Annotated in this window: 15 protein-coding genes; 3 read left to right on the top strand and 12 right to left on the bottom strand. The window is 42.1% G+C overall.

Features of this window, described 5'->3' with window-relative positions:
* Positions 1–232: 232 nt before the first annotated feature.
* The 6 genes from N5O98_RS18765 to N5O98_RS18790 all read right to left on the bottom strand — a co-directional run bounded on the left by N5O98_RS18765 (position 233) and on the right by N5O98_RS18790 (position 7,977).
* Entirely contained in the window at positions 233–1,405 is a 1,173-nt protein-coding gene (locus tag N5O98_RS18765; RefSeq protein WP_004324638.1) for a FecR family protein, read from the bottom strand.
* Between the two features lie 33 nt (positions 1,406–1,438).
* Entirely contained in the window at positions 1,439–2,014 is a 576-nt protein-coding gene (locus tag N5O98_RS18770) for an RNA polymerase sigma-70 factor (protein WP_004304929.1), read from the bottom strand.
* A 65-nt stretch (positions 2,015–2,079) separates the two neighbouring features.
* Positions 2,080–4,410, bottom strand: coding sequence for a hybrid sensor histidine kinase/response regulator (locus N5O98_RS18775; protein WP_118161279.1), 2,331 nt, complete (start codon positions 4,408–4,410; stop codon positions 2,080–2,082).
* 40 nt (positions 4,411–4,450) lie between these two features.
* Entirely contained in the window at positions 4,451–5,809 is a 1,359-nt protein-coding gene (locus tag N5O98_RS18780) for an MATE family efflux transporter (protein WP_118161278.1), read from the bottom strand.
* 84 nt (positions 5,810–5,893) lie between these two features.
* The gene (locus N5O98_RS18785; protein ID WP_022199758.1) at positions 5,894–7,132 is read right to left on the bottom strand and encodes a M16 family metallopeptidase; all 1,239 of its coding nucleotides are present in this window, start codon (positions 7,130–7,132) and stop codon (positions 5,894–5,896) included.
* 5 nt (positions 7,133–7,137) lie between these two features.
* Positions 7,138–7,977: a peptidylprolyl isomerase gene (locus N5O98_RS18790; protein ID WP_004324635.1), complete on the bottom strand. Its 840-nt coding sequence runs from the start codon at positions 7,975–7,977 to the stop codon at positions 7,138–7,140.
* An 87-nt stretch (positions 7,978–8,064) separates the two neighbouring features.
* Between N5O98_RS18790 and N5O98_RS18795 the strand changes: the two genes are divergently transcribed.
* The 3 genes from N5O98_RS18795 (at position 8,065) to N5O98_RS18805 (ending at position 11,751) form a co-directional block, all read left to right on the top strand.
* Positions 8,065–9,438, top strand: coding sequence for a sigma-54-dependent transcriptional regulator (locus tag N5O98_RS18795; protein ID WP_004324634.1), 1,374 nt, complete (start codon positions 8,065–8,067; stop codon positions 9,436–9,438).
* 215 nt (positions 9,439–9,653) lie between these two features.
* Positions 9,654–11,210 (top strand): sulfatase, encoded by a 1,557-nt coding sequence (locus tag N5O98_RS18800; protein WP_118161277.1) that lies wholly within the window; start codon positions 9,654–9,656, stop codon positions 11,208–11,210.
* Positions 11,211–11,484: 274 nt separating this feature from the next.
* The gene (locus tag N5O98_RS18805) at positions 11,485–11,751 is read left to right on the top strand and encodes a hypothetical protein (protein WP_004299920.1); all 267 of its coding nucleotides are present in this window, start codon (positions 11,485–11,487) and stop codon (positions 11,749–11,751) included.
* A gap of 119 nt (positions 11,752–11,870) precedes the next feature.
* On the opposite strand, the gene N5O98_RS18810 is transcribed toward N5O98_RS18805, so the two are convergent.
* From N5O98_RS18810 to N5O98_RS18835, 6 genes are read right to left on the bottom strand one after another with little or no spacing between them, the layout of a single operon-like run.
* Positions 11,871–13,442, bottom strand: coding sequence for a LamG domain-containing protein (locus N5O98_RS18810; protein WP_022276192.1), 1,572 nt, complete (start codon positions 13,440–13,442; stop codon positions 11,871–11,873).
* A 36-nt stretch (positions 13,443–13,478) separates the two neighbouring features.
* Positions 13,479–15,407, bottom strand: coding sequence for a RagB/SusD family nutrient uptake outer membrane protein (locus N5O98_RS18815; RefSeq protein WP_118161276.1), 1,929 nt, complete (start codon positions 15,405–15,407; stop codon positions 13,479–13,481).
* Between the two features lie 13 nt (positions 15,408–15,420).
* A complete protein-coding gene (locus N5O98_RS18820) occupies positions 15,421–18,666 on the bottom strand; it encodes a SusC/RagA family TonB-linked outer membrane protein (RefSeq protein ID WP_008649705.1) in 3,246 nt (1,081 codons plus the stop codon).
* A 36-nt stretch (positions 18,667–18,702) separates the two neighbouring features.
* Positions 18,703–20,094 (bottom strand): glycoside hydrolase family 76 protein, encoded by a 1,392-nt coding sequence (locus N5O98_RS18825; protein ID WP_004299916.1) that lies wholly within the window; start codon positions 20,092–20,094, stop codon positions 18,703–18,705.
* Positions 20,095–20,108: 14 nt separating this feature from the next.
* Entirely contained in the window at positions 20,109–21,356 is a 1,248-nt protein-coding gene (locus N5O98_RS18830) for a SusE domain-containing protein (protein WP_004299915.1), read from the bottom strand.
* An 18-nt stretch (positions 21,357–21,374) separates the two neighbouring features.
* Positions 21,375–23,348, bottom strand: a complete 1,974-nt coding sequence (locus N5O98_RS18835; RefSeq protein WP_269495904.1) for a LamG-like jellyroll fold domain-containing protein — start codon at positions 23,346–23,348, stop codon at positions 21,375–21,377.
* Position 23,349 lies beyond the last annotated feature (1 nt).

Consider the following 23,349-nt stretch of genomic DNA (forward strand, 5'->3'; position numbering starts at 1 on the left):
CACTCTTTATTATCTGCTACTAAAATATAACAATTTACTGATATTCAATACAATAAAAAGTCAAGTTGGGATAATATTTTGGTTTGGATAACTTCTGTTATCCGAAATTTCGGATAACAGAAGCGATTCCTCACTATAATTTTCATGAGAAATGGCATACAGGTAATTAGGGACTAATGTTGTACATAGCAACATTATAATAATTAGAATTCTCATAATCACTTATATATTATTATTTATTCTTCCGATCAATTTTAATACGAAGTCCGGAAATCTTAAAGTCAACATTTACTGTCTCTTCGATAGCATTCAAAATGACAGCTATATCGTCATATCGATATAAACTGCCTGTGAAATGAAGTTCTTTCAATGATTTATCTAAGAAATCAACATCTACATTATACCACAATGCAAGTTCTTCCATCAGACTTCCCAGACTCTCATCATAAAAAATAAAACGATTAGAATGCCAAGCGGTATTTAATAACAAATCTTTATTTTCAACTGATAAAAGATCCGTAGAAGCATCCCATATGGCTAGCTGTCCTGGTGATAGTTTATGCAACTTTTGAGATTGAGTATAAATTCCAATGCTACCCTGCACTAAAGCAACTTCAACTTTTCCTTTCACACGAGACTTCACATTAAACGCCGTCCCAAACTGCTGTATCAAAATTCCTTGAGTTTCTACTTTAAATGGATGTAATGAATCTTTCGCTATTTCAAAAAAGGCCTCCCCTTTCAATTCTACAGTTCGTTCATTCATACCTTTAAAACTAACCGGATATTTCAACTCTGATAAAGAATTCAAATGTACCCTTGTTCCATCTGATAAAGTTAATCGAAATTCTCCTCCACGAGGAACAGACAAAGTATTCTGTTGACTTATTTCCACTTTTGATGTTTCTGGGATATGATAAACAATCATCCCATCATACTCTCTTGCAATAGGTGTATCACCTATATAAATCCAATGTTCTTGCCCTGATTTTTTCAATTGTTTAGCACTACCATCTTCTAAAGTCAATATTGCTTTTGACTCTCCAGGAGTTATTCGTGATGCCTCATAGTAAAAATAGAGTCCTCCCCCTACAGAAAATAGCAATATCAGTAGAGCACAAGCAATCTTCAACCAACGACGAGAAAAAAAGCCTATTTTTCTTTGCGTTGATATCCTTCTAGTTCCCTTATGTAAAGAGGTCCATACTTTACGGAAAGCCTCATCCGATTTAGCATCAAAACGATGATATTGACGATAATCCTCAACAGCAGTCTTATCCAAGTTGATTTTCTGAAAAAAACGCAGATGAGATTCATCCTCTTGCAACCATTTTTTTAGAATTTGGTCTTCTTCTTTAGATAAACACCCGACCAAGTATTTAACAATTAGTTTTTCAATCTCCATACTATCTAATTATCATTTGTATTACACAAACGATTATAGATATAAATCGAGGTACAAGAAAAGAATAAAAAATGAGGTATCTGGATATTTTTTTTGCAATTTCTCTTTCAGATTGTTCCGAAGAGTTTTCATTGCACGTTTCTTTTGAGTTTTAACAGTTTCTATTGACAACGATAATTTTTTAGCAATAGCATCATTATCATAACCTTCCAGATGTAACAAGAATATTTCCCGACAACGTTCCGGAAGTAAATCAATCTGTTTAAATAGTAAGCGAAAAACTTCTTCTTTCTGAAAAGAATCATCCGACAAGAAACGATTTGCAGTCAAAGCTTCTTCAATATAACGACTTTCTACATTTTGATGTCGCAAATAATCAAAAGCCGCATTTCTTATCGAAATATAAAGAAATGAACGAAAATTCGCTTGCGAAGGAAATATACGATTTTCTTCCCACAAAGATGCAAATACATCTTGTACGATATCTTCAGCTATATCTTCACGTTTCGTATATTTTTGAGCATAACATACTAATATCCCGTAATAATCACTGAACAATCTTTCAAATATATCTTTCCGATTAATAGAAAAACCAGGCTCACGTATCATTTAGCAAGTTTTAGACAGCAAATATAGAAATAAACGATAGAAAAAAACAATAAATAAACATTAAATCATATTTCAGAATTAAGAATATTCGAACACTCTACACCGTTTACCTCTTTCAGGATTTTCTGAATTTCTTGAAGAATGCTCTCAACCTTTTCATTTATTTCCGTAGAAAAGTCCTCCCCACGCCTTGCCTCCAACCAACTCAGTAGAATTACAGCATTCCCAGCTCCAATCAATGTAAAAAGAGGAAGAAGTTTGTGAGCTATTGCAGCTATTTCATCCACCTCCTTAGCATTTAATGCCTGCACCATCCGGTCAGCACTCTTTTGTGTTTCCTCTATAAATGTTTGGATAATGGAATGTGTAGCTTCAGGATCATCCTCCGAAAAAGAAGTGAGGGCATTTACATTTAGTTGCATATCTTCTGTTATATGCGCTTCATCGGTCGAAAGTTGACCTTCATTTACTGTTAGCAACAATTCCTTTACTGTAAACGGTTTATGCAAACAACCGGCAAAACCATGTTCATGTAAAGCGGCTTTATCCATTTCACTACGGGCAGTCACAGCAATAACAGGGATTGTTTTTGCTTGTGGTATATTAGAAGCCCGTAATAGTTTTACCAGATCAAACCCGTTAATGGCAGGCATTTGTATATCTGTCAGCAATACATCGAAGACGGAAGAGCGAAGTTGTTCAATCAGCTGTTCCAGCTGTTCACAGCACACTGCATCAATACCATGCTGTTTCAACATGGCGGCAGTCAGATTCAGCTGAATCTTATCGTCATCAATCAAAAGCACACGAATGACTTTCATGGGAGGAATGGCAGCCGACTGTTTGAGAGCGTATGGACTTTCATTCTCCGAAGATTCACTTTCCGGAGATTCGCTCTCTGCAAGGAATTTACCTACCGGATAAAGAGGTAAAGTTACAGTAAAACAGCTCCCTTTTCCTAATGTGCTTTGCACGTCAATGGTTCCTTCAAGCAAAGTTACCAATTTCTTCACAATAGAGAGTCCGAGTCCGAAACCTTCTTCCCCCTGCGCACCGGAAAGACGTGTAAATTCTTGGAAGATACGTTCACGATCTTCTGATGCCATTCCTTTTCCTGTATCGGCAATGGCGATGGTTAACTTAGAAGAATCATAACTGGCTGTCAGGCTAATTTCTCCTTTTTGAGTAAACTTTACGGCATTGGACAAAAGGTTGTTCACAATTTGCCGGAGTCGCAAAGGATCACTGATATATCTTCCATTCAGTTCCGGGACGACGTGACATTGCAAGGCTAAACCTTTGGCAGCGGTCAAAGGTTCGAAACTGACATAAATTTCGTCGAATAGCTGGGAAGGGTTAAAGGTTACGCGATTCACTTCCGCTTTATTGAGATCAAGCCGGTGGAAATCAAGCAAGTCACTGACTAACTTCAATAAATGTTCTGAAGAACTTTTCATATTGTCGAGGTAGAATCGTTGCCGTTCATCTTCTGTCAATCGGGACAGGAGTTCGGTATATCCCATAATTGAGCCTAACGGAGCTTTAAAATCATGGGTAATGGCAAGCATTAATTTTTCACGGGCGATCAGCAAATCTTCCGCCCGTTTATTCGCCACCTCCAATTGCTGGCGGTAACGGTTGCTACGGGAAATATCCCGCATAATCAATATCAGGAAAAAAGCCGATAATAGTACGGCACCAACCGCGATACCGCCGATGATACGTGCCGACCGCATCCTCACTTCCTGCTGAAGTTCGGCATCCTGACGGGCACGCAAGGTCATTTCTTCCTCATACTGTTTAATCAAGCTATCCATCCGTGCCGTCAACTGCGTATTCATCCGCTGGTACTTTGTACTGGTACGCCGGATTGTTTTCCTCCGTTGCAACCGTTTTTCTTCGGTAGCCATGCGGATTTTCTGCTGAAGAGAATCTTTAGAAGTGGTCGGTTGGAGAATGGTATCAGTGGCTACTTCCAACGATGTATTTACTAATACGGCACTGTCTTGTTTAGAAGGGGAAAACACTTCGGCGAGTCGTTTGAAGAATCCCTTCTTTTTAGGAGTAGTGATTAACGAGTCACGTTTGGTGATGACCCGATGTTGTACCCGTTGCTGGGTAATCACAGAATCCTGTTCGGATATGATTTCTTCGATTTCCGAAGCAGAGAGAAGGCTGTCGTTTGCCTCACTTAGCACCCGCAACATCTGAATCGTGTTTTGATCTTTCTCATGGAGAAGGGTCAATAAACTGTCTGTTCTTAAATTCTGTTGATCGTCGGCGGCCGACAATGCTTCCATCTCACGATGTACAAACACCAGCGAGAAAAGGAGGATCGCCAGCAACAAAGTGTAACCGGCGGTTATTTTCAACTTTGTAAAACGGAAGGAAGCCATTGGGGTTAAGTATTAAGTTTTAATTATCAAGTATTTAGCATCAGGTTTTGGGGTGAGGTTCGGGGAGTTTCGTCATGTGATGAAAACGCCACCAAAGCATCAATCCTGCGCTCGTCAAACCAAAAGGAAATGCCATCCAGACACCTACTACTCCCCATCCCATGACAAAGCCGCAGAAATAACCTACAGGAAGAGAAATAATGAAATAGGCGACAAAGGCGATAATCATCATTAGTTTTACATCTGAAATTCCACGCAAAGCATTGGCGAAAGTAATCTGCAGTCCGTCGCCAAACTGGTAAATGAGGAAAGGGAAGATTAGAGAGGTCACCATAGCAGCCACTTCCTGACTGTCGGTAAACCAGCCTCCCAAGTAATTCCGGCAAAGGAAGACAATCAAAGAAAGCACAACGCCCAATGTCATCATCAGATGAAAACCTGCATAGGCAGAACGACGTACATTAATGATATCATTCTGACCTTTGAAGTTACTGACACGAACAGCCACAGCAGCACCCATACCGTAATACATCATAAATGTAAACTGCGAAATAGCCAGCATAACCTGATGAGAAGCCAGAGCGATAGTACCCAGCCAACCGATCATGATCGCACTTAGACTAAAGGAGGCTGTCTCCATTCCCATTTGAAAAGCAACCGGCCATCCGAGACCATTCAAATGCCCAAATACAGCTCGTGACCATCCCAAACGGAAAAAGCCAATCTTATAGCGGACAAAACGCGGACTACGCATAAAGATGATGATAAATATAATCACCATCACGATACGCGAGAACAGCGTGCTGACACCTGCTCCCAACAGACCTAACTCGGGCAATCCGAGCTTTCCATAAATCAGGATATAGTTTCCTATGATATTCAAGACATTTCCACCAAGCAATATCCACATAGCGGTTTTTGTATCCGTAATTCCGTCTGTAAACTGCTTGAATCCATTGAAAAGCATGACAAACACTAGTGAAGCGAGCAAAACAAGGTAATACGGTTTAATCAGGGGAATCAATTCTTCCGGCTGTCCGAGACGTTCTATATTTAGATAAAGAACAGTCATACAGACAGTCAGCAGCAATGCAACCATCAGGTTTGCCAGCAAACTGTTGCGTAAAGCCTGTCCCGCAGGGGCATACTGGCGGGTTCCATACAAACCTCCCACAATGGGAGTCAGCCCATACGAAAAACCCGTACTGAAAATAATCGCCAGATTGAACACATTATTGACGAAGGAAGCTGCTCCCAGCTCAATCGTACTATGATGCCCGATCATTAACGTATCCGCAAATCCAAGAACGATTACTCCTATTTGACCGATCACAATCGGCAGTCCGAGAAAAATTAGTGCTTTATAATGCTCTTTATATGTACTATAAATATGTCTCATTTACTTTTCCGTTACCTAAACGTATCTCCATTTTCAGGCAAAGGGACTTTCCCCTTTCACTGATAGATTATAAAAAGGGAGAATTTAATTTTGTTGTTTCTTATAATATAGTATTACTCCGTTCTCCTTACGGAAAGCAGATTGAGCTACCGCCCGCAATTGTTCAGCCGTGACAGACCGATAACGATCGACCTCTTTTTCCATGTCCTCCGCCCGGCCAAGCAATTCGTACCAAGCCAGGTTGGTTGCCACATTCAAATAATTGATGTTGCCGAATATCTGGGTGGACTCAAATTTGTTCTTCACTTTTTCCAGTTCCTGTTCGTCAACCAATTCTTGCTGCAACAGTTCCAGTTCTTCCCGCACTGCCGCTTCCGCCTGTTCCAGGGTGACACCTGCCGAAGGTTTACCACTAATATGGAATAACCCCGCATCTACACTGCCGGAAATATAAGCATCTATACTCGAAAATAATTGTTTCTGTTGTACCAAACGCTGGTTCAACCGGCTGGAACGTCCGTTGCTCAACACATCCGACAAAATATCAAATGCATAATAATCCGGATGGCAATGGGCAGGCATGTGGTATGCCATAAATAAAGAATCGAGAGGAACATTTCTCTCTACCGTCAGCCGCCGTTCTTCCGTCTGTTCCTGTTCTTGTGGCAGGTTCCGTTGAGGAACTTCCCGACGAGGAATAGAGCCGAACCATTTTTCTGTCAAAGCAACCGCCTCTTCGAAAGAGATATTACCGGTCACAGCTAATATGGCATTATTAGGAGCATAAAAACGGAAAAAGAATGCCTTCACTTCTTCCAGCGTAGCATTGGCAATATGCGACAACTCTTTTCCGATAGTAGGCCATTGATAAGGATGCGTCTGATAAGCCAGAGGACGCAAAAGATGTCCGATATCCCCATAAGGCTGATTCAAACATCGCTGTTTGAATTCTTCCATTACTACTCCCCGCTGTACCTCCAGACTCCGTTCTCTAAAATCAAGACTCAACATCCGGTCGGATTCCAACCAAAAGCCGGTTTCTACATTCTGACGAGGTACAGTGAGGTAGTAATTGGTTATATCATTATTCGTCCAGGCATTATTCTCTCCACCCGCCAATTGAAGCGGCATATCATAATCGGGAATATTCACCGACCCTCCGAACATCAGGTGTTCGAACAAATGGGCAAAACCGGTATGTTCGGGATCTTCGTCGCGAGCTCCCACATTATATAATATATTAAGGGCAACCATCTGCGTACTTTCGTCCTGCGAATGTACCAGACGTAACCCATTATCAAGAATATGCCTGTTGATTTTCATATATTTCAGTCAAGTATTGTCACCTTTGTTATTTTTACATCTTCTTCGGGACGATCGCTACGGTCGGTTTTCACCTGCTGGATTTTATCCACAATATCCAGACCTTTCACTACTTCACCGAACACAGTATATTCGCCATCCAGATGCGGAGTTCCTCCCACCGTTGTATAGGCTTCAATCTGTTCCGGAGTGAAATGAAATTCCGGTTGTTTAGCTGCCATTTCCTGTGCCTCTGCAAACAACTTTTCCTGCAAATCATAAAGACCGTTTTCGTCATTTGCTTTTCGCATCTTATAAATTTCCTTCATGTGTTTCTGTGCCAGCGTATTGAAAATAACATTAATCTTATTCTCATTCATCTGGCTTTCCATACCCAGCAAGGTAGAGTCATTGAACACCTTACCTGTCACGATATAGAACTGACAACCGGAAGATTCTTTCTTCGGGTTCACATTATCTCCCTGACGGGCAGCGGACAAGGCACCTTTCTTATGGAAATATTTAGGATATACAAATTCAGCGGGAACAGTATAACCTACGTCTCCGGTACCCAGCATTTTTCCTTTCGGTGCATTCTTTGAGTCCGGATCACCGGCCTGAACCATAAAATCTTTGATAACACGATGAAACAGTGTGCCCTCATAAACTCCGTCCTTCACCAGTTTGATAAAATTATCACGATGTTTCGGTGTCTCATTATATAGTTTCACCTCAATGTCTCCTAAAGTTGTTTCAATCTTTACCAACGTTTCTTTATCCATGTCTCCTCCTTTTTTTGTTCCAGTTTTGCAGGCAGTAAGTCCACAAAACGATATGGTTAATATTATCAATAGAATCTTTTTCATAACACTTTTATTTAATTTAAGTTTGCAAATATACCACTTTCGCCTAAATCCTCTTACCTTTGTGACTTAAAAGAATCAAAACCTGACATGATGAGCTCCATATTGATCGTTGAAGATGATATCACTTTTGGAATGATGCTAAAAACCTGGCTAGGCAAAAAGGGCTTTGAAGTATCATCAGTGAGTAATATTGCCCGCGCCCGAAAACATATCGAAAGCCAAAACGTCGATCTGATTTTATCAGACCTGCGACTACCCGACCACGAAGGTATCGATCTGCTGAAATGGATGAATGAACAAGGCATGGACATTCCTTTAATCATCATGACTGGCTATGCGGATATACAATCCGCCGTACAGGCAATGAAACTGGGAGCACGTGATTATATAGCCAAACCGGTAAATCCGGAAGAATTACTGAAGAAAATTTCTGAATGTCTGCAGTCTGAAAAGAGTCTTGCTACTCATAACGTTGCTAAATCTTCTTCTAAAAAAGGTGCTTCTACTTCATCTAAAGATTCAACAGAAAATCATCGTGCTTATCTGGAAGGAGAAAGTGATGCAGCCAAACAACTCTACAATTATGTAGGTCTGGTAGCTCCGACCAATATGTCCGTACTTATCAACGGTTCCAGCGGAACAGGAAAAGAGTATGTGGCGCACCGTATTCATCAACTTAGCAAACGAAACGATAAACCGTTTATTGCCGTAGATTGTGGATCTATCCCCAAAGAACTGGCTGCTTCCGAATTTTTCGGTCATGTGAAAGGTTCGTTTACAGGTGCTCTGACAGATAAAACGGGTGCTTTCGTTGCAGCCAACGGTGGTACTATCTTTCTGGATGAGATCGGAAACCTTAGTTATGAAGTGCAGATACAACTGCTTCGTGCCTTGCAAGAGAGAAAAATACGTCCGGTAGGTTCTACACAGGAGATATCGGTAGATATTCGTCTGGTATCTGCCACCAATGAGAATCTGGAACAAGCCATTGAAAAAGGTACTTTCCGTGAAGACCTTTATCATCGTATCAATGAATTTACCCTCCGTATGCCCGATCTGAAAGAACGGAAAGAAGATATTCTGCTCTTTGCCAATTTCTTCCTCGATCAGGCAAACAAGGAACTGGATAAACACCTGATTGGTTTCGATGCAAAAGCATCGCAAGCTTTAATGAATTATCATTGGCCGGGAAACTTGCGCCAAATGAAGAACATCGTCAAAAGAGCAACTTTATTGGCACAAAGCAGTTTCATTACTTTATTGGAATTGGGGACCGAGCTTTTAGAAACTCCTGCATCCAGCAATACGAGCATTGCATTACGCAATGAAGAGACTGAAAAAGAGCATATTTTGGAGGCGCTACGCCAAACAGGAAACAATAAGAGTAAAGCAGCGCAATTACTGAATATTGATCGAAAGACTTTATATAATAAATTGAAATTATACAATATTGATTTGTAACAAGTTACGTTCTTGCATTTTCTCAAGTATTCTCATGCCTATGAGAAAATTTTCTCAATGCGATGAGAAAAAGTTCTCATTACTATGAGTATTTATTCTCATCACGGTGAGAAATGATTCCTTTTTGTAGTGCTCGAACTTATCTTTAACCGAATCTATCGCATTACCAGATATTATTAATTTTAATGCATATTCCATAGAATAAAATGACCCCCATGAATAAAAAAACATTATTACCCCTTGCATTTGTGCCACTCGCAGCAACCAATCTGCAAGCACAAAGCAATATGCAAATAGAACGCGCGGACAAACGTCCGAATATCATTCTCTTTATGGTAGACGATATGGGATGGCAGGATACTTCACTCCCATTCTGGACACAGAAGACACACTATAACGAATTGTACGAGACTCCCAATATGGAGCGGTTAGCAAAACAGGGAATGATGTTTACTCAAGCGTATGCCAACAGTATCAGTTCTCCTACCCGGTGCAGCCTCATCACCGGAACCAACGCCGCACGTCACCGAGTAACTAACTGGACGCTGCAAAAGAATACAATGACAGACCGTAAAGATAGCATTCTGGCAGTCCCTGACTGGAATTACAATGGAGTAAGTCAAGTGTCCGGCACTAATCATACTTTCGTAGGAACCTCCTTCGTGCAACTGCTAAAGAACAGCGGTTATCATACTATACATTGTGGAAAAGCCCATTTCGGAGCGATAGATACTCCAGGGGAAGATCCGCATCATTGGGGATTCGAGGTAAATATTGCCGGACATGCGGCCGGTGGACTTGCCAGTTACCTGGGAGAAGAGAACTACGGACATACCAAAGATGGGAAAGCGGTATCACTGATGTCTGTTCCCGGATTAGAGAAATATTGGGGAACGGAAACCTTTGTAACTGAAGCATTGACGTTGGAAGCCATTAAAGCACTGGATAAAGCGAAAAAGTATAATCAGCCTTTCTATTTGTATATGTCGCAATATGCCATCCACATTCCTTTGAACAAAGATATGCGCTTCTATGAGAAGTACAAGAAAAAAGGAATGACAGACCATGAAGCTGCTTATGCCACACTGATTGAAGGAATGGATAAAAGTTTAGGTGATTTAATGAACTGGCTGAAAAAGAATGGAGAAGCCAACAACACTATTATCATTTTTATGAGTGATAACGGAGGACTTGCATCCGAATCCGGATGGCGTGACGGCAAGCTGCATACACAGAATTATCCATTGAACAGTGGTAAAGGTTCTACTTATGAAGGCGGTATCCGCGAACCGATGATTGTCAGTTGGCCGGGAGTAGTAGCTCCGGGAAGCAAATGCAACAACTACTTGTTGATAGAAGACTTCTACCCTACTATTCTTGAAATGGCAGGTGTCAAGAACTACCAGACAGTTCAACCGATAGACGGTATCAGTTTCATCCCTCTGCTGAAACAGACAGGCAACCCAGCTAAGGGTCGGAGTCTTTTCTGGAATATGCCTAACAACTGGGGAAATGACGGTCCCGGAATCAACTTTAATTGTGCCGTTCGAAACGGTGACTGGAAATTGATTTATTACTATGGAACAGGAAAGAAAGAGTTATTCAACATACCTGATGATATAGGGGAAAGCAACGACCTTAGTGCACAGCATCCGGACATCGTGAAGAAACTTTCTAAAGAGCTAGGCAACTTTCTAAGAAAAGTAGATGCACAACGACCGACTTTCAAAGCGACAGGTAAACCTTGTCCCTGGCCGGATGAAATTAAGTAAATAGATTACCTAAATAAAAGAACTGTGGCGGGGAGTGTGGAATAATTCCACACTCCCCGCCACAGTTTCCACACACTCCACACATACTTCCCCACTATCCTAATTAGCATCATCTTCCTCATTCCCTTATTTATCAATCACTTATCATACATTATCTAATTTTGGCACGCGCTTTGATCTTTAATTAGACGTTAGCGAAAAGCAATAACCGATTCCTTAACACAAAGGTAGAGAATTGAAAACATATGTCTAATAATCATTAAAGCAAACGATTATGAAAAAATTAGTATTAGTAGTAGCAATGTTTATGTTTGTTTGTGGTGGTTCATTCCTTGTAAAGGCTCAGAGTTCTGCAGAAGCTGTGACAGCCCCGACAGAAATCAATGCAACAGTTGTCAATGATACAGTAGTAAAAGATACTGTAACTAAAGAAGACGCGCCTGCAAAGGCATCACTGGTTGCACTCGCCGCCAATGTCAATGATACAGTTGTCACAGACACTACATCAAAAGACAAACCGGCTGAGCCTGTCAAGGAATAACCTTGCCAACAACATGCAGGACATAGTCTGCCGAAGAATAGTAAGCACACTACAAAAAAAGCCATCCCTACTTTCGTCTATTCCGGGGATGGCTTTTTTATTATCCTATCTTCTTACAATTATTCTGTAGGAGTACTTGTTTCCAATATCGGATCTGTTTTCCAACTTGAAACAATATTTGCCGCCTCTGCTTCGAAGCTCTTTCCTGCCAAGGACACAAATGTCTTGGTATTACCATTTCCATTATTGAATAACCAATTAGCTACCATTCCATCCTTATCCTCACTCAACAACTTGCCGCTCTGCTCGGAGATCTGTTGATCCGACAAGGCTTTTGTCCAAATACGGGCATAACTGATAGCTCCGTTCAACCGGCGTTTACCATCAGACTGGCCGATGTAGAAATCAGAAGTAAGATTGATCTCTTTCAAATCATCCGGCGTACCGTTTGATAATTGAAGCGTTTCTCTGACACCATTTACATACAATGCAATCCGTTCGCTTCCGCTCTTACTATTATCCAATACCACAGCCACATCATACCACTTATTGGTTTCTATCTTAGTAGAGCCCTCATAGCGAATACTACCTTTATCATCTGCAGCAAGCTGAAGGAAACGTTCTTCATCATTGCTTCCTCCCTTATGCACGTCGACACGCAGCAGGAATTTCTTCTCTATACCCATCACCGTATTAATCCGGGCATTTCCATTGTCATTGCCATTCAACGACTCAATATTGAAACGAGCCTCAAATGTGATCGTACTCAAATTCTTTAGCGATTCATCTGCCGTACCATTATATTCAAACGGTACTTTAAAGTAATTACCGCTACCTAGGTTCGCTACTTTATCTGCCTGTACCACCGTAACGGTCAGACTTAATTCCTGTTCCGCTTCGTCTCTGACAAACACGGTAGTGATACCCGCTTTTTTACCTATTAAATTGAAACGAGTGTCATCCACCTGCTGAATAGCTACAATCTCTTCATCCTCTGCTGTCAGACTATAACCTCCGTTCCCTTTTTCTACCGTAATCATGATCTTATTGTTGACTCCCACTCTCGGTGTCAGGTTGGAGACATCGATAGAAATCGGATTTACCGTCACCTGAACTACTGCCTGTTTTCCTTTATGGTCTGTAAAAGTCACTGTTGTATGTCCGTTCTTCAAACCTGTCAAAGTATAGAAAGGACGGAACTGATCTGTATTAACCATGCTGACAACCGTTTCATCCTCCACCTCATAAGACAATTCATCATTGCTGGAAAAGTTTCCCATGCTAACAATCAGTTGCTTTTCACCGGCAACTTCCAAGATCACCTCCGGTTCATTCACTTCCAATTCAAATACACCTACATTCACAGAAATATTGGCAACTACTCCTTCTCCATCCATTACTTCGACGGTAGTGGCCCCATTCTGTGAGCCACTTTTTACAGTTATCAATTCGCCGGAAACGGTAGCCGTTGCAATGGCAGTGTTGAAACTTCTCACGGTATAGTTTCCGTTTCCAACCACTACATTCACTTTGGCTTCCTCATTCTGCCCGATACGTATTACCGGTTTGTTCACAATCAACTCTATCAAGTCTTTAGCCACATCGTCGTCGTCATCGTCATCACAACCTGTAACAGCAAACGATAATACCGACAAAAGCAACAGACACATATATGTATAGATTCGTTTCATCTGATTTTCTTTTTAAAGTTATACATTCCTACCGGTTTACCATCCGGGATTTTGTTCAATGGTCGGTGTCTTCTGCAACTCACTCTGGCGAATCGGGAACAGATAATGCTGAATAGAGAACGTACGTTCTTCCACGCAGAAACGCTCCATTCTATATTTCACACCGTCAACCGTAATGGCCCCATTCTCATCCTGCACCGGACGCATTCCGTTAATCATTCGCTGGCAACGGGGCAATGCACCGTTATTGGCAGCCCAGTATTTCTGTGTACGTTTTGAATTGTCACTCCCGCTCGATTTCCAAAGGCTTTCCTTTGCTAGCTCTTCCTTACTGGTGGGTTCCAGATACAAGCGGCAAGTCCACGGACGTTTTCCTTCATAAAAAAGTTCCACGCGACGTTCGCGCTGAATGTATTCACGCATCAACTGTTGATTAGTCTTTACTTCCGGCGGCATCGGTTTCATAAAAGAACGTTCACGAACCGTATTCACCAATTTATAAGCTTCATCGATATCCTCGCCCAATTCATTACAAGCCTCTGCATAAATATAAATAAACTCCGGAAGACGCCAGATGGCGGGCGCATTGATACTGAAGTTACCGGATTTGTTCCATGACTCCTGTTGGAATTTACGTAAATAATAACCGGTAGTAGTTGCATTGGTAGCACCAATCTTATCGGAACCACTCGCCATATTGATCGTTTTCGACTCGTTCTTATTATTACGGTAAGGAGCTCCGTGATAAATTACATCACGATAGAAACGCGGGTCACGAGTACCTTTCACATACGGATTAGTATCATCATAGCCACCTTTGCGGGCTTCTGCCGAATATACCGGATAGCCATAATCACCTACGATATATTCGTATTCATCCACTTGTTCCTGCACCGGTTGCTGGCGCGAACTTCCCTCACGGCTGGGCGGATAAATATCACCCTGCCATGCCTGATCCTTGCTCTTCGTCATAAAGAACACATACTCATTGGCAAAGGCATCCATATCATAAAACATATCCCACAAACGAGCATATACACGGCTGTCATTCAGATTACCGTCAGCCGGATCCTTGAAATCATTTGCATCATGTTTCGTATAGAGAGAATAACGCTTGGTTCCGCCGACTTCGAAATCCAGAACGGCTTTAGCCGCTTCTTTGGCTTTTCTCCAACGAGTAGCATCATAAGCATACTCATTTTCAAACACACGACGCAAGTTGTATCCATATTGAGAAGCACCGTTCCACAACGGAGTAGCCGCTACCCAGCGAACAAAAGAAATCAATCCCAGACAGGCTCCCTTATCCACACGACCAAAATTCTCGGAAGTTTTCACATATTTATTAGGAACCATGCCATAAGCAGTTTGCGCATCTGTCACAATCTTTTCAACCATCGAATGAACAGATTCTTTCTTGAAGTCCATATTATCTCCGGCATTAATCACACGGTCAATATAAGGAGCTTCGCCATACATACGCAATAACAGCATGTGGAAATAACCACGCATGAAATACATCTCACCGATACGGTTGCGAAGATCACCATCCTGCTGTGGGTTGTCGGGCGTGTTATACTTCTGTACATTTTCTATAATCAGGTTCGCTTTACGGATTCCTTCATAAAGAGCTTCCCAATATTGCCCTACACTACCGGGCAAAGAATTCGGGTTCCAGGCACCGTTATTGAAGTTATTCGTAATGTTTCCCTCTACGTTGGTTCCTTCACATTCGTCCGTAATGGCACTGTTGCTGAAGTGCTCGAAGAACACCAGCGGACGGTCTGCTTTCTTTGCAGCCGCGTATACGTCGGAAACCAGACCGTTCACTTTTTCGTAACGGGCAAAAACGTCCGCTTCCGTAATATTATCATCATCGTCCCGATCCAGGTAATCGCTACATGAAGTAAAGACCAACGGCAGGACCAATAAAGCAATTGCTGAAAATCTATATAACTTTTTCATATTTCTATCTTATTTAGAATGTTATATCAATACCAAAATTGAATACCTTTTGAATAGGATACCAGGAAGCTCCGTCTCCGGATTTCGTTTCCGGATCTATATCCACATCACCCAGTTTATCAAAAGTCAACAGATTCAGACCTTGTACATAGATACGTGCCTGTTGCACATGGAATTTACGTAATAATTTGGGTGATACATTGTAACCAATTTCCACATTCTTAAGACGCAGGTAGGAAGCATCATACAAAAACAAACTACTGTTTCCATTCTTGTTGTTATCATGTGTTCCATAATGCAATGCCGGATATTTGGCAGTAGCAGCCGTTTCCGGTGTCCAACGGTCCAGATGCATTTTCTTCACACGTCCGATCTTATCTTGTTCAAATTGCGGGAAGTCAAATACAGCAGCCCCATTCAACAGAATAGATGATTTTGTCGCACCTTGCAATAATACACTAAAATCAAAGTTCTTATACTGGAAACCGAAAGGAATACCGAACATCAGTTCCGGACTACGCGGATTTCCCATTGCTGTACGGTCTTCATCATCAATCACTCCGTTACGATCCAAATCCTTATAAACAACATCTCCCGGAATTAATTGTCCCCACGGCTGATAACCGATCTTGTTCAAACGGTCAGCCTCTTCCTGATCGGCTACAAAATGATCGAACACATAGACGAAGTTTTCGTATAAACGTTTACCGGTTTCTTTACGCCAGGAGTTCTTGCGGGCAACTTCCGCTTTATATTCCAAACGGTTGCGGGAGAAAGTCAGGTTCGGACGAATATAGTAACGGAAATCCTTTCCAATCTTATCATTCCAGCTCAATTCGATATCCACACCGCGGTTGCTTACTTCACCCAGATTCTGTAAAGCTGCATCTTTACCTACAATATCCGGATATCCCATGATACCGTCACTATTCATATCTGTAATAATGTCAAAACGATATTCATAAAATGCATCTATCGTCAATGCCAAACGTTGGTTCAGGGTAGTAAAGTCGATACCGACATTCAGTTTACGGGCTTTCTCCCAAGTCAGATTCGCATTAGCCAGATTACCTTCGGAAGTACCGCCTACATTCGTACCAAAGTTATTACCGAAATCATAACCGCTGCCACCACCGTAGAAAGCCAGATATGGGAAACGGCTGCTGACGTTGTCACTACCTACCAAACCATAGGAGGCTCTTACTTTCAGGAAGTCAATCCAGGAAGCCTTTTTCATAAATTCCTCTTCAGAGACTACCCAACCGATTGAACCAGCTGGGAAGAACCCGTAACGTTTGCCCGGAGCGAAGTTCTCGGAACCATTGTAACCGAAGTTAAATTCCATCAGATACTTCTGATTATAATAATAAGCAAAGCGTCCGGTGATACCCTGGCTATGATAAGCCAGTTCATTGTTAACAGTACGGTTACCACGGTTTGCCAATAACATGGCGGTCACTTCGTGGCGGTTGCTAAACAAACGGTTGTAATCCAAACGTGCCTGTATATAAGTACGTCCGTCAGAAGCGTTATGACTGAATCCGTTGCCAATAGTCTGGTCAATATCATATTTGTTACCCGTTTTGTAAGCACCCGTATAGTGTCCGCCTGCCATATAAGCATCCGAACCTTCGATCGGCATAAACGTCGCATATTTCGGATATTCACGATAACCGTCTTTGTAAGTATCCAGTTTACGATTAATCCAGCGTCCTTCAGAAGCATCATAAGAGAACATCACTTCCGCTTTTAATCCTTTCGTCAGAAATTCCATATCCAGATTCATGGCAAAACTACCATTCAGATACGTGTTCTTTTCATTCAGATAACCGGTACGGCTCAATTCACCCAGAAGATTGTAACGGTAGATATTGTCACCATAAAGCATTCCACGAGGATTTTGCTGAATGTATTCCTCATTCTGCGGATGCGCATTTTCTTCCACCAGGATGGGCAGATATGGAGGCTGGGTAGCACAGATGGTCATCAGGCGACCGGCTGTTGTACCCGGTGCATTACGGTCGGTAATACGGGCCCCCAAATCCAAACGGGTACTCAAATAACGATTAATGTTGATATCGATGTTCGAACGGAAGTTGTAACGGGTGAACTTGGTTTGCGAGTCATATTCACCGGCATTCGAATATTTGTAGTTACCGCCTTGTGAAAAGTAATTGGCCAATACATAATAACGTACCTTGTCCGTACCTCCACGGATGGAGAGGCTGACATCTTCCTGCAAACCGGGTTTGAAGGCAAAATCATAATAATCCCAGTCATATCCCAAACCATCGGAGTTGTCTCCTTTCGCACGGCGGAAATTGTCAATCGCCTGTTGAGAGAAAAGGTTCAAACTGCTGATGTCTGCACCCGTCATCTTGGCATCGTTCAATCTGGCTTCATTATATAAAGTTGCATAATCGGCAGAGCCTAAATATTCGGGGAAACCGATCGGCTGGTTAATACCGATAGAGGCTTTCAGGTTCACGGTTGCCTTTTCCGCTGCCTTACCACGTTTGGTAGTAATAACGATTACACCATTTGCACCACGGATACCATAAGCGGCAGTGGCGGAAGCATCTTTCAGGATAGTGAATGTTTCAATTTCATCCGGTGCGAGGTAACTCATGTCACGTTCGATTCCATCGACAATGACAATGGCACTCTGGTTACCGTAAGTTGCCTTACCACGGATAAACAATTCACTTTGATCCACACCCGGTTCACCACCCGCATACTGGTTTACAATCAACCCCGGCAGACGTCCGGCAAGCGCATTGTTGATATTGGCAGTAGGACTTTGCGTCAGATCTTTTGTCGTGATGGTAGCAACAGAACCGATCATCGTTTCTTTACGTTGTTTGGTATAACCTACCACAACCACTTCCTGCAAGGCTTTCGTATCTTCCTGTAGTAAGACAGTCAGTTCCTTCTTTGCACCGGGAACAATTTCCTGTGGCTGGTAACCCAGGTAAGAAAACACCAACGGAGCTTCCGCATAAGGCAGCTTCAATGTAAACTTACCATCCATATCTGTAATCGTACCTGCATTGGCCACCCCTTTCACGACAACAGACACACCGATCAACGGGTCATTTGTCGTCTTGTCCAATACCGTACCCGACACTGTTATTTTATGGTTTTGTGTGGCCTGCACCTTTGCCGTTCTTCCCGTTTGCGCCACACCCTGCAAAGGTATACCTGCAAGAAGAGTGCAAGAAACAGCCACCAGACAAATATTTCTTTTTATATGTATCATCTTTCTTTTCGATTTTCTATGTGTAATAAATCAATCTTATTCCTCTGCTTTCTTACCGAAATCCGGTCCGACCCAGTTGGCCTTTTCCGTTGCTTTACCTTGTACCCAGTCTTCATAACGAGCACGGATTTCAATCATTGTTGCTCCCGGGACTTCCGCATTCAAGGAGATTGTCAGGCGATCTTCCCTGTTGTCACGATTACCGAAGGTCGGTGCTTTTGCCCAGTCGTACTCCCACACATAATAGCCTTCGGGATGAGCCAACGTCCAAAGCACATCAGAACAGCTGCGCAATGCAGCGATAAACTTATTCTTGGTCTTTTCCGGATAAAGGCTGTTAGTCGGCTGTTTCACCATATCCAGGAAGTAACGGACAAATATTCCACGGAATAAAAGATTATCTCCCGAATTTCCTTCACCACTGAATACCGGATAGTTGGAATCCATTTTCTTATTCACCTGGTAAGAGCCGAAAGCAACCGCATTACGAAGATATTCATCCTCACCTGTAGCGTTGTACAGCTCCAGGGCAGCCGCCATAAATGTTCCCTGATTATAAGACAAGGCTACTTTATCAGGATCTCCCGGTGTTCCGTCATCTTTAATACTAAGATTATCATATACCTGTCCGGTGGAAATATCACACAGATAAGCCGTCATCCAGTTGTATACCTCTTTGGCGAAGTTCAGGTAATAAGCAGCCTGCTCTTCCCAGCCGTCTTTAGCCTCCTTAACGGTAAGTTGATACAATTTCATAGCCAGAAGGCAACCGGGACCATTGGAACAAGACATACGTGAAGCCGGCGCATCCGTTTTCCATGCCATTCCTCCTACCCCTTTATAGTCATTCTTCGCTCCCTTGATATGGTTCCACATCTTCATCAACGCACTGTAGTAATCCTGATCGCCAGTCAATTCATAAACCCGCAGACAAGACAGTGCCATCCATTCCATATCATCATAGAAGTTATTCCAGAAGTCTTTGCCACCATAACCGCAATGTTCATTCCAGTCATCAAAAGCCGGCAGGAAAGGTTTCATGATGTTTTCATACAAATGAGCTTGATATTCGGGATTGTTTGCGTGACGGATATAAGCATCGATCACGATGTCCAATGCATGTCCCTGCGACCATCCGCCGCTACCGCCCGTGCTTGCCGGTTCTCCGGTTTCCGGTGTATTCGGTTTTTCCCAGTAAATGCTTCCGCAAAAGGTATCCCGTCCGCTGGCATTCTCATAGAAATATTTGATATAAGTTCCCGTACTTTTGTCGGCTGCATCTGTCCAGTTCACATCCGACACATATTCACCGGATGAATTACCTTTGTAGATGTCTCCCAGATCGCCGTCGTCACAAGCTGTAAATATTGCCAGTGCACCGCTTAACAACAAAGCTCTTTTTGATAATGATACTATATAGTTCTTCATATTATTATTCAGTTTTAATCTTCATTCGTTTCCGAAGCTACCCAACGGTGGGTGTACGTTCCAAACTCTGCATTGAAATAGAGGGTTACATCGGTTTTCACCGTAGCATAATAGACATTTCCCTGCTTTTCGCCCCATTGCAGTAATTCGTCGCAGAAACGGAAACTGTAATCCCATGGATCTGTGCCCAATGCCAGTTGATATAAATTATAATAGCTGTTGTCGGTAGTCAGATTCGGTTGCCCTTTATCTTTCTCCTTATGTCCCCAACGGTAGGTTGTTCCGTTGATTTCCATCTTAAAGCTATGACGGGTTTCACCGCTTCCTGCCCAACTTTCCGTTTGTTTCCGGGCAGTATAATTCTTCACACCCCATTTGCCATATCCCAGATAGTTGAAATCCTGTCTATACCCACCCGAATGGTTATAAAGATATACAGCTCCTATTTCATCGTAACTGATCGTTTGTTCACCCATATTGATGGTAATCCGGTAGATGCCTGATTGAGGAACCGTAACTGTATAGTCTTCACCATCATTACGCTCACGCAACACTCCGTTGTCGTCTACATAATAATAGCATTTGCGACCTTCTACAGTAGACATAAATATAAATGGCTGGTCGGCTTTCAATTGAGTGAAAGTCTGATAGATTCCTTCATTCTGACGGAGCATTTGTTGTGCTTCCGCTTCATCACCATCATCTTCCGTGCCCACGCCAGTGATATAAACCGGCTCGTTTTCAGAAGGCATATCATCAATGCCGTCCATCATAAAAATTACGAAATAACCTTCCAGACTACTAAGAGCCTGATCCAATCCGCAATAAGCACGCACCTTCCAACGCAGTGTGCCGTTGGTATTGCAACGGAATTTAGCCAGTTTACCTATTGTGTTTGCCTGATAATGGGTTAAAGTCAACTGCGATTCCAAACCGTTATTGTCAGAAAAGATCGTTTCTACCGGTTTGGTAAAGTCTCCCCCGATCGTATCAATCAATACTTCATAACGATATACTGTATTTCCGTGTTTCTCGGTAGGCGTCCATTTCAGAACAATATCCGTCAACGAAGCACCCGAAAGTACTACTCGCTCGCCACTAGCCATTGCATCCATTGTTCTAACAGGTTCAGGCGGAACAATCGGTTCATAATCATCCGGATCAAATCCCGGATTCAGTTTATTGTCACAAGCCGTCAGTCCGATAAGAAAAAACAGCAGGGCAAATTTGATTAGTTTTTTTGTTATCATATTGTTTCTCATATTATTATATTCCTAGTTTTAGTATGAATGAGGACATTCAATTGGTTCAAAGCGGCTCTTATCTCCATTATAAGTTGCAGGAAGTTCCGCTCCCCAGGCAGGTTTATTTTCGCTTATATTCTGCAAACAAACTTGCGCATCCAATCCGCTGCCGCCATTTCCCCAATTTTCAAAAACTGTAGTACCTCCGACACCTTTCGAGAATACCCAATATCCCATCAAGTCAGAGTGTTCTTCTGCATTAAGGATTTTGCACATATTCGCTTTAATTTCACTTTCGTCCAACGCTCTCTTCCACATCCGTGCCTGATAAACTTTGCAATATCCTACCCGATATGAATCTCCGGAACGTCCAATCAACAGTGCTTTATCATTTCCACCTACATCTGTCAGATTGAGAGATGAATTAGGGGCACAATCCTCATAAGAGTTATCTGCAGGAGTCAACGTTTCTCTCACCCCGTTTATATACATTTTATAAGCCTCTTTAGTACTTGATTTCGTTCCATCATATACAATGGCTATATGATACCATTTACCCGGAGTCTTACGTCCACCTTCCGAATCATCGCAATAAATAGTTTGCTGACTACGGAAACGGGGATCACTCTTACCATTAATTTTAGTGGCTATTTCAAAACGCGGATTCACATCCTTAGCTTCTGCACGAAGCAGGAATACACTTTCCAAACCTATAAACGATTGCATAGAACGAGTATAAGTCGGGTAGAACACAACCTCAAAAGTAAGCTGATTCATACTTTTCACCTCTGAATGTGATTCGGCATACTTTTTAATATCAATTTTAAAGCATACGTCATATTCCATACGATAACATACCGGATTCACATAAACTGGTAACGTCAATTTCTGACCTGCCGCATCAGACAGTTCCAGTGTGGTAGCCCCGAGCTTCTTTCCTGTTAGTTTTAACTTGGTAGCCCCGTCTTCCGTAATCAATTCTGCGGTTTTCAAATAGGTTTTATTATCATCTGTGAGTTGTGCCAACTTATAATCACCATTTCCTCTGGTAATAGCTATTTCTGTAGATGCCTCATAACCACCGATGATTAAAGAAGTTGCTTCATTTTCCAGTTTAAGGTTATATGGATTCATTTTCACCGAAATCTCCTCCACAGAACCTTTCTGGTCTGTCACAATCACTTTCACATCACCTCTAGCTTTGGGTTTCAAGGTAATCAGGTTCTCTTTTTCAGTAGCTTCCACAATCGTTGCATCCGTAGTAGGCTCGCTGTCTCCCACCTGATAAGTGAAACTATATCCGCCATTACCTCTCTCAATAGAGATATATTGAGATTCGGCATCCGGTTCGGCAAAAGTGGCTTCATTACTTTTCAGTGTCAGATCCACGATGTTCACTACCACAGGAATAGTGATTGTCTTACCTTTCTTATCTGTTATCGTAATATTTACCGGATCGGCTCCAGTCTCGAACTTGGCAGTCAACGGAATAACTTGTCCGGATAGTTCACCCACTTCCAAAAACTTATCAGCACCTTCCGGTATGGAAATCTGATAATCTCCGTTACCGGTCAAAATCTTCACCAGTCTCTTTTCACCGATAAAAAGGTCAAAACCTTCTTCCGGTGCATCTACCGTCAAATCCCAGAGTTTTGCTACCCGAACCAGCACTCTAGCCACTTTCTTACGTCCATCTACTATTAATATAGTAGTTTCCGTACGGTTATTTTCTTCCAACTGGCTATTTTCGGTAGCTTTAATAGTCACCTTATTACCATTGATTGTAGCCGTCGCCACGTTTTCATCAAATGGCTTCACATAATAATCGCCATTACCGGAGGTGATACTCACCGTAATTTCGTCTCCTTGTAGTAGTGTCACCGAATTATTATCGACAACCAGATCTGTTGCCGGTTTCACTTCCTGTTCTTCTTTATCATCACTGCACGATACCATAAAAAATGGAATGGTCAATGCTGAAAGAAATAAAAAACTAAGTTTCCTTTTCATT

The sequence above is a fragment of the Bacteroides sp. LFL-34 genome (genome assembly GCF_027257075.1).
GTDB lineage: Bacteria > Bacteroidota > Bacteroidia > Bacteroidales > Bacteroidaceae > Bacteroides > Bacteroides ovatus.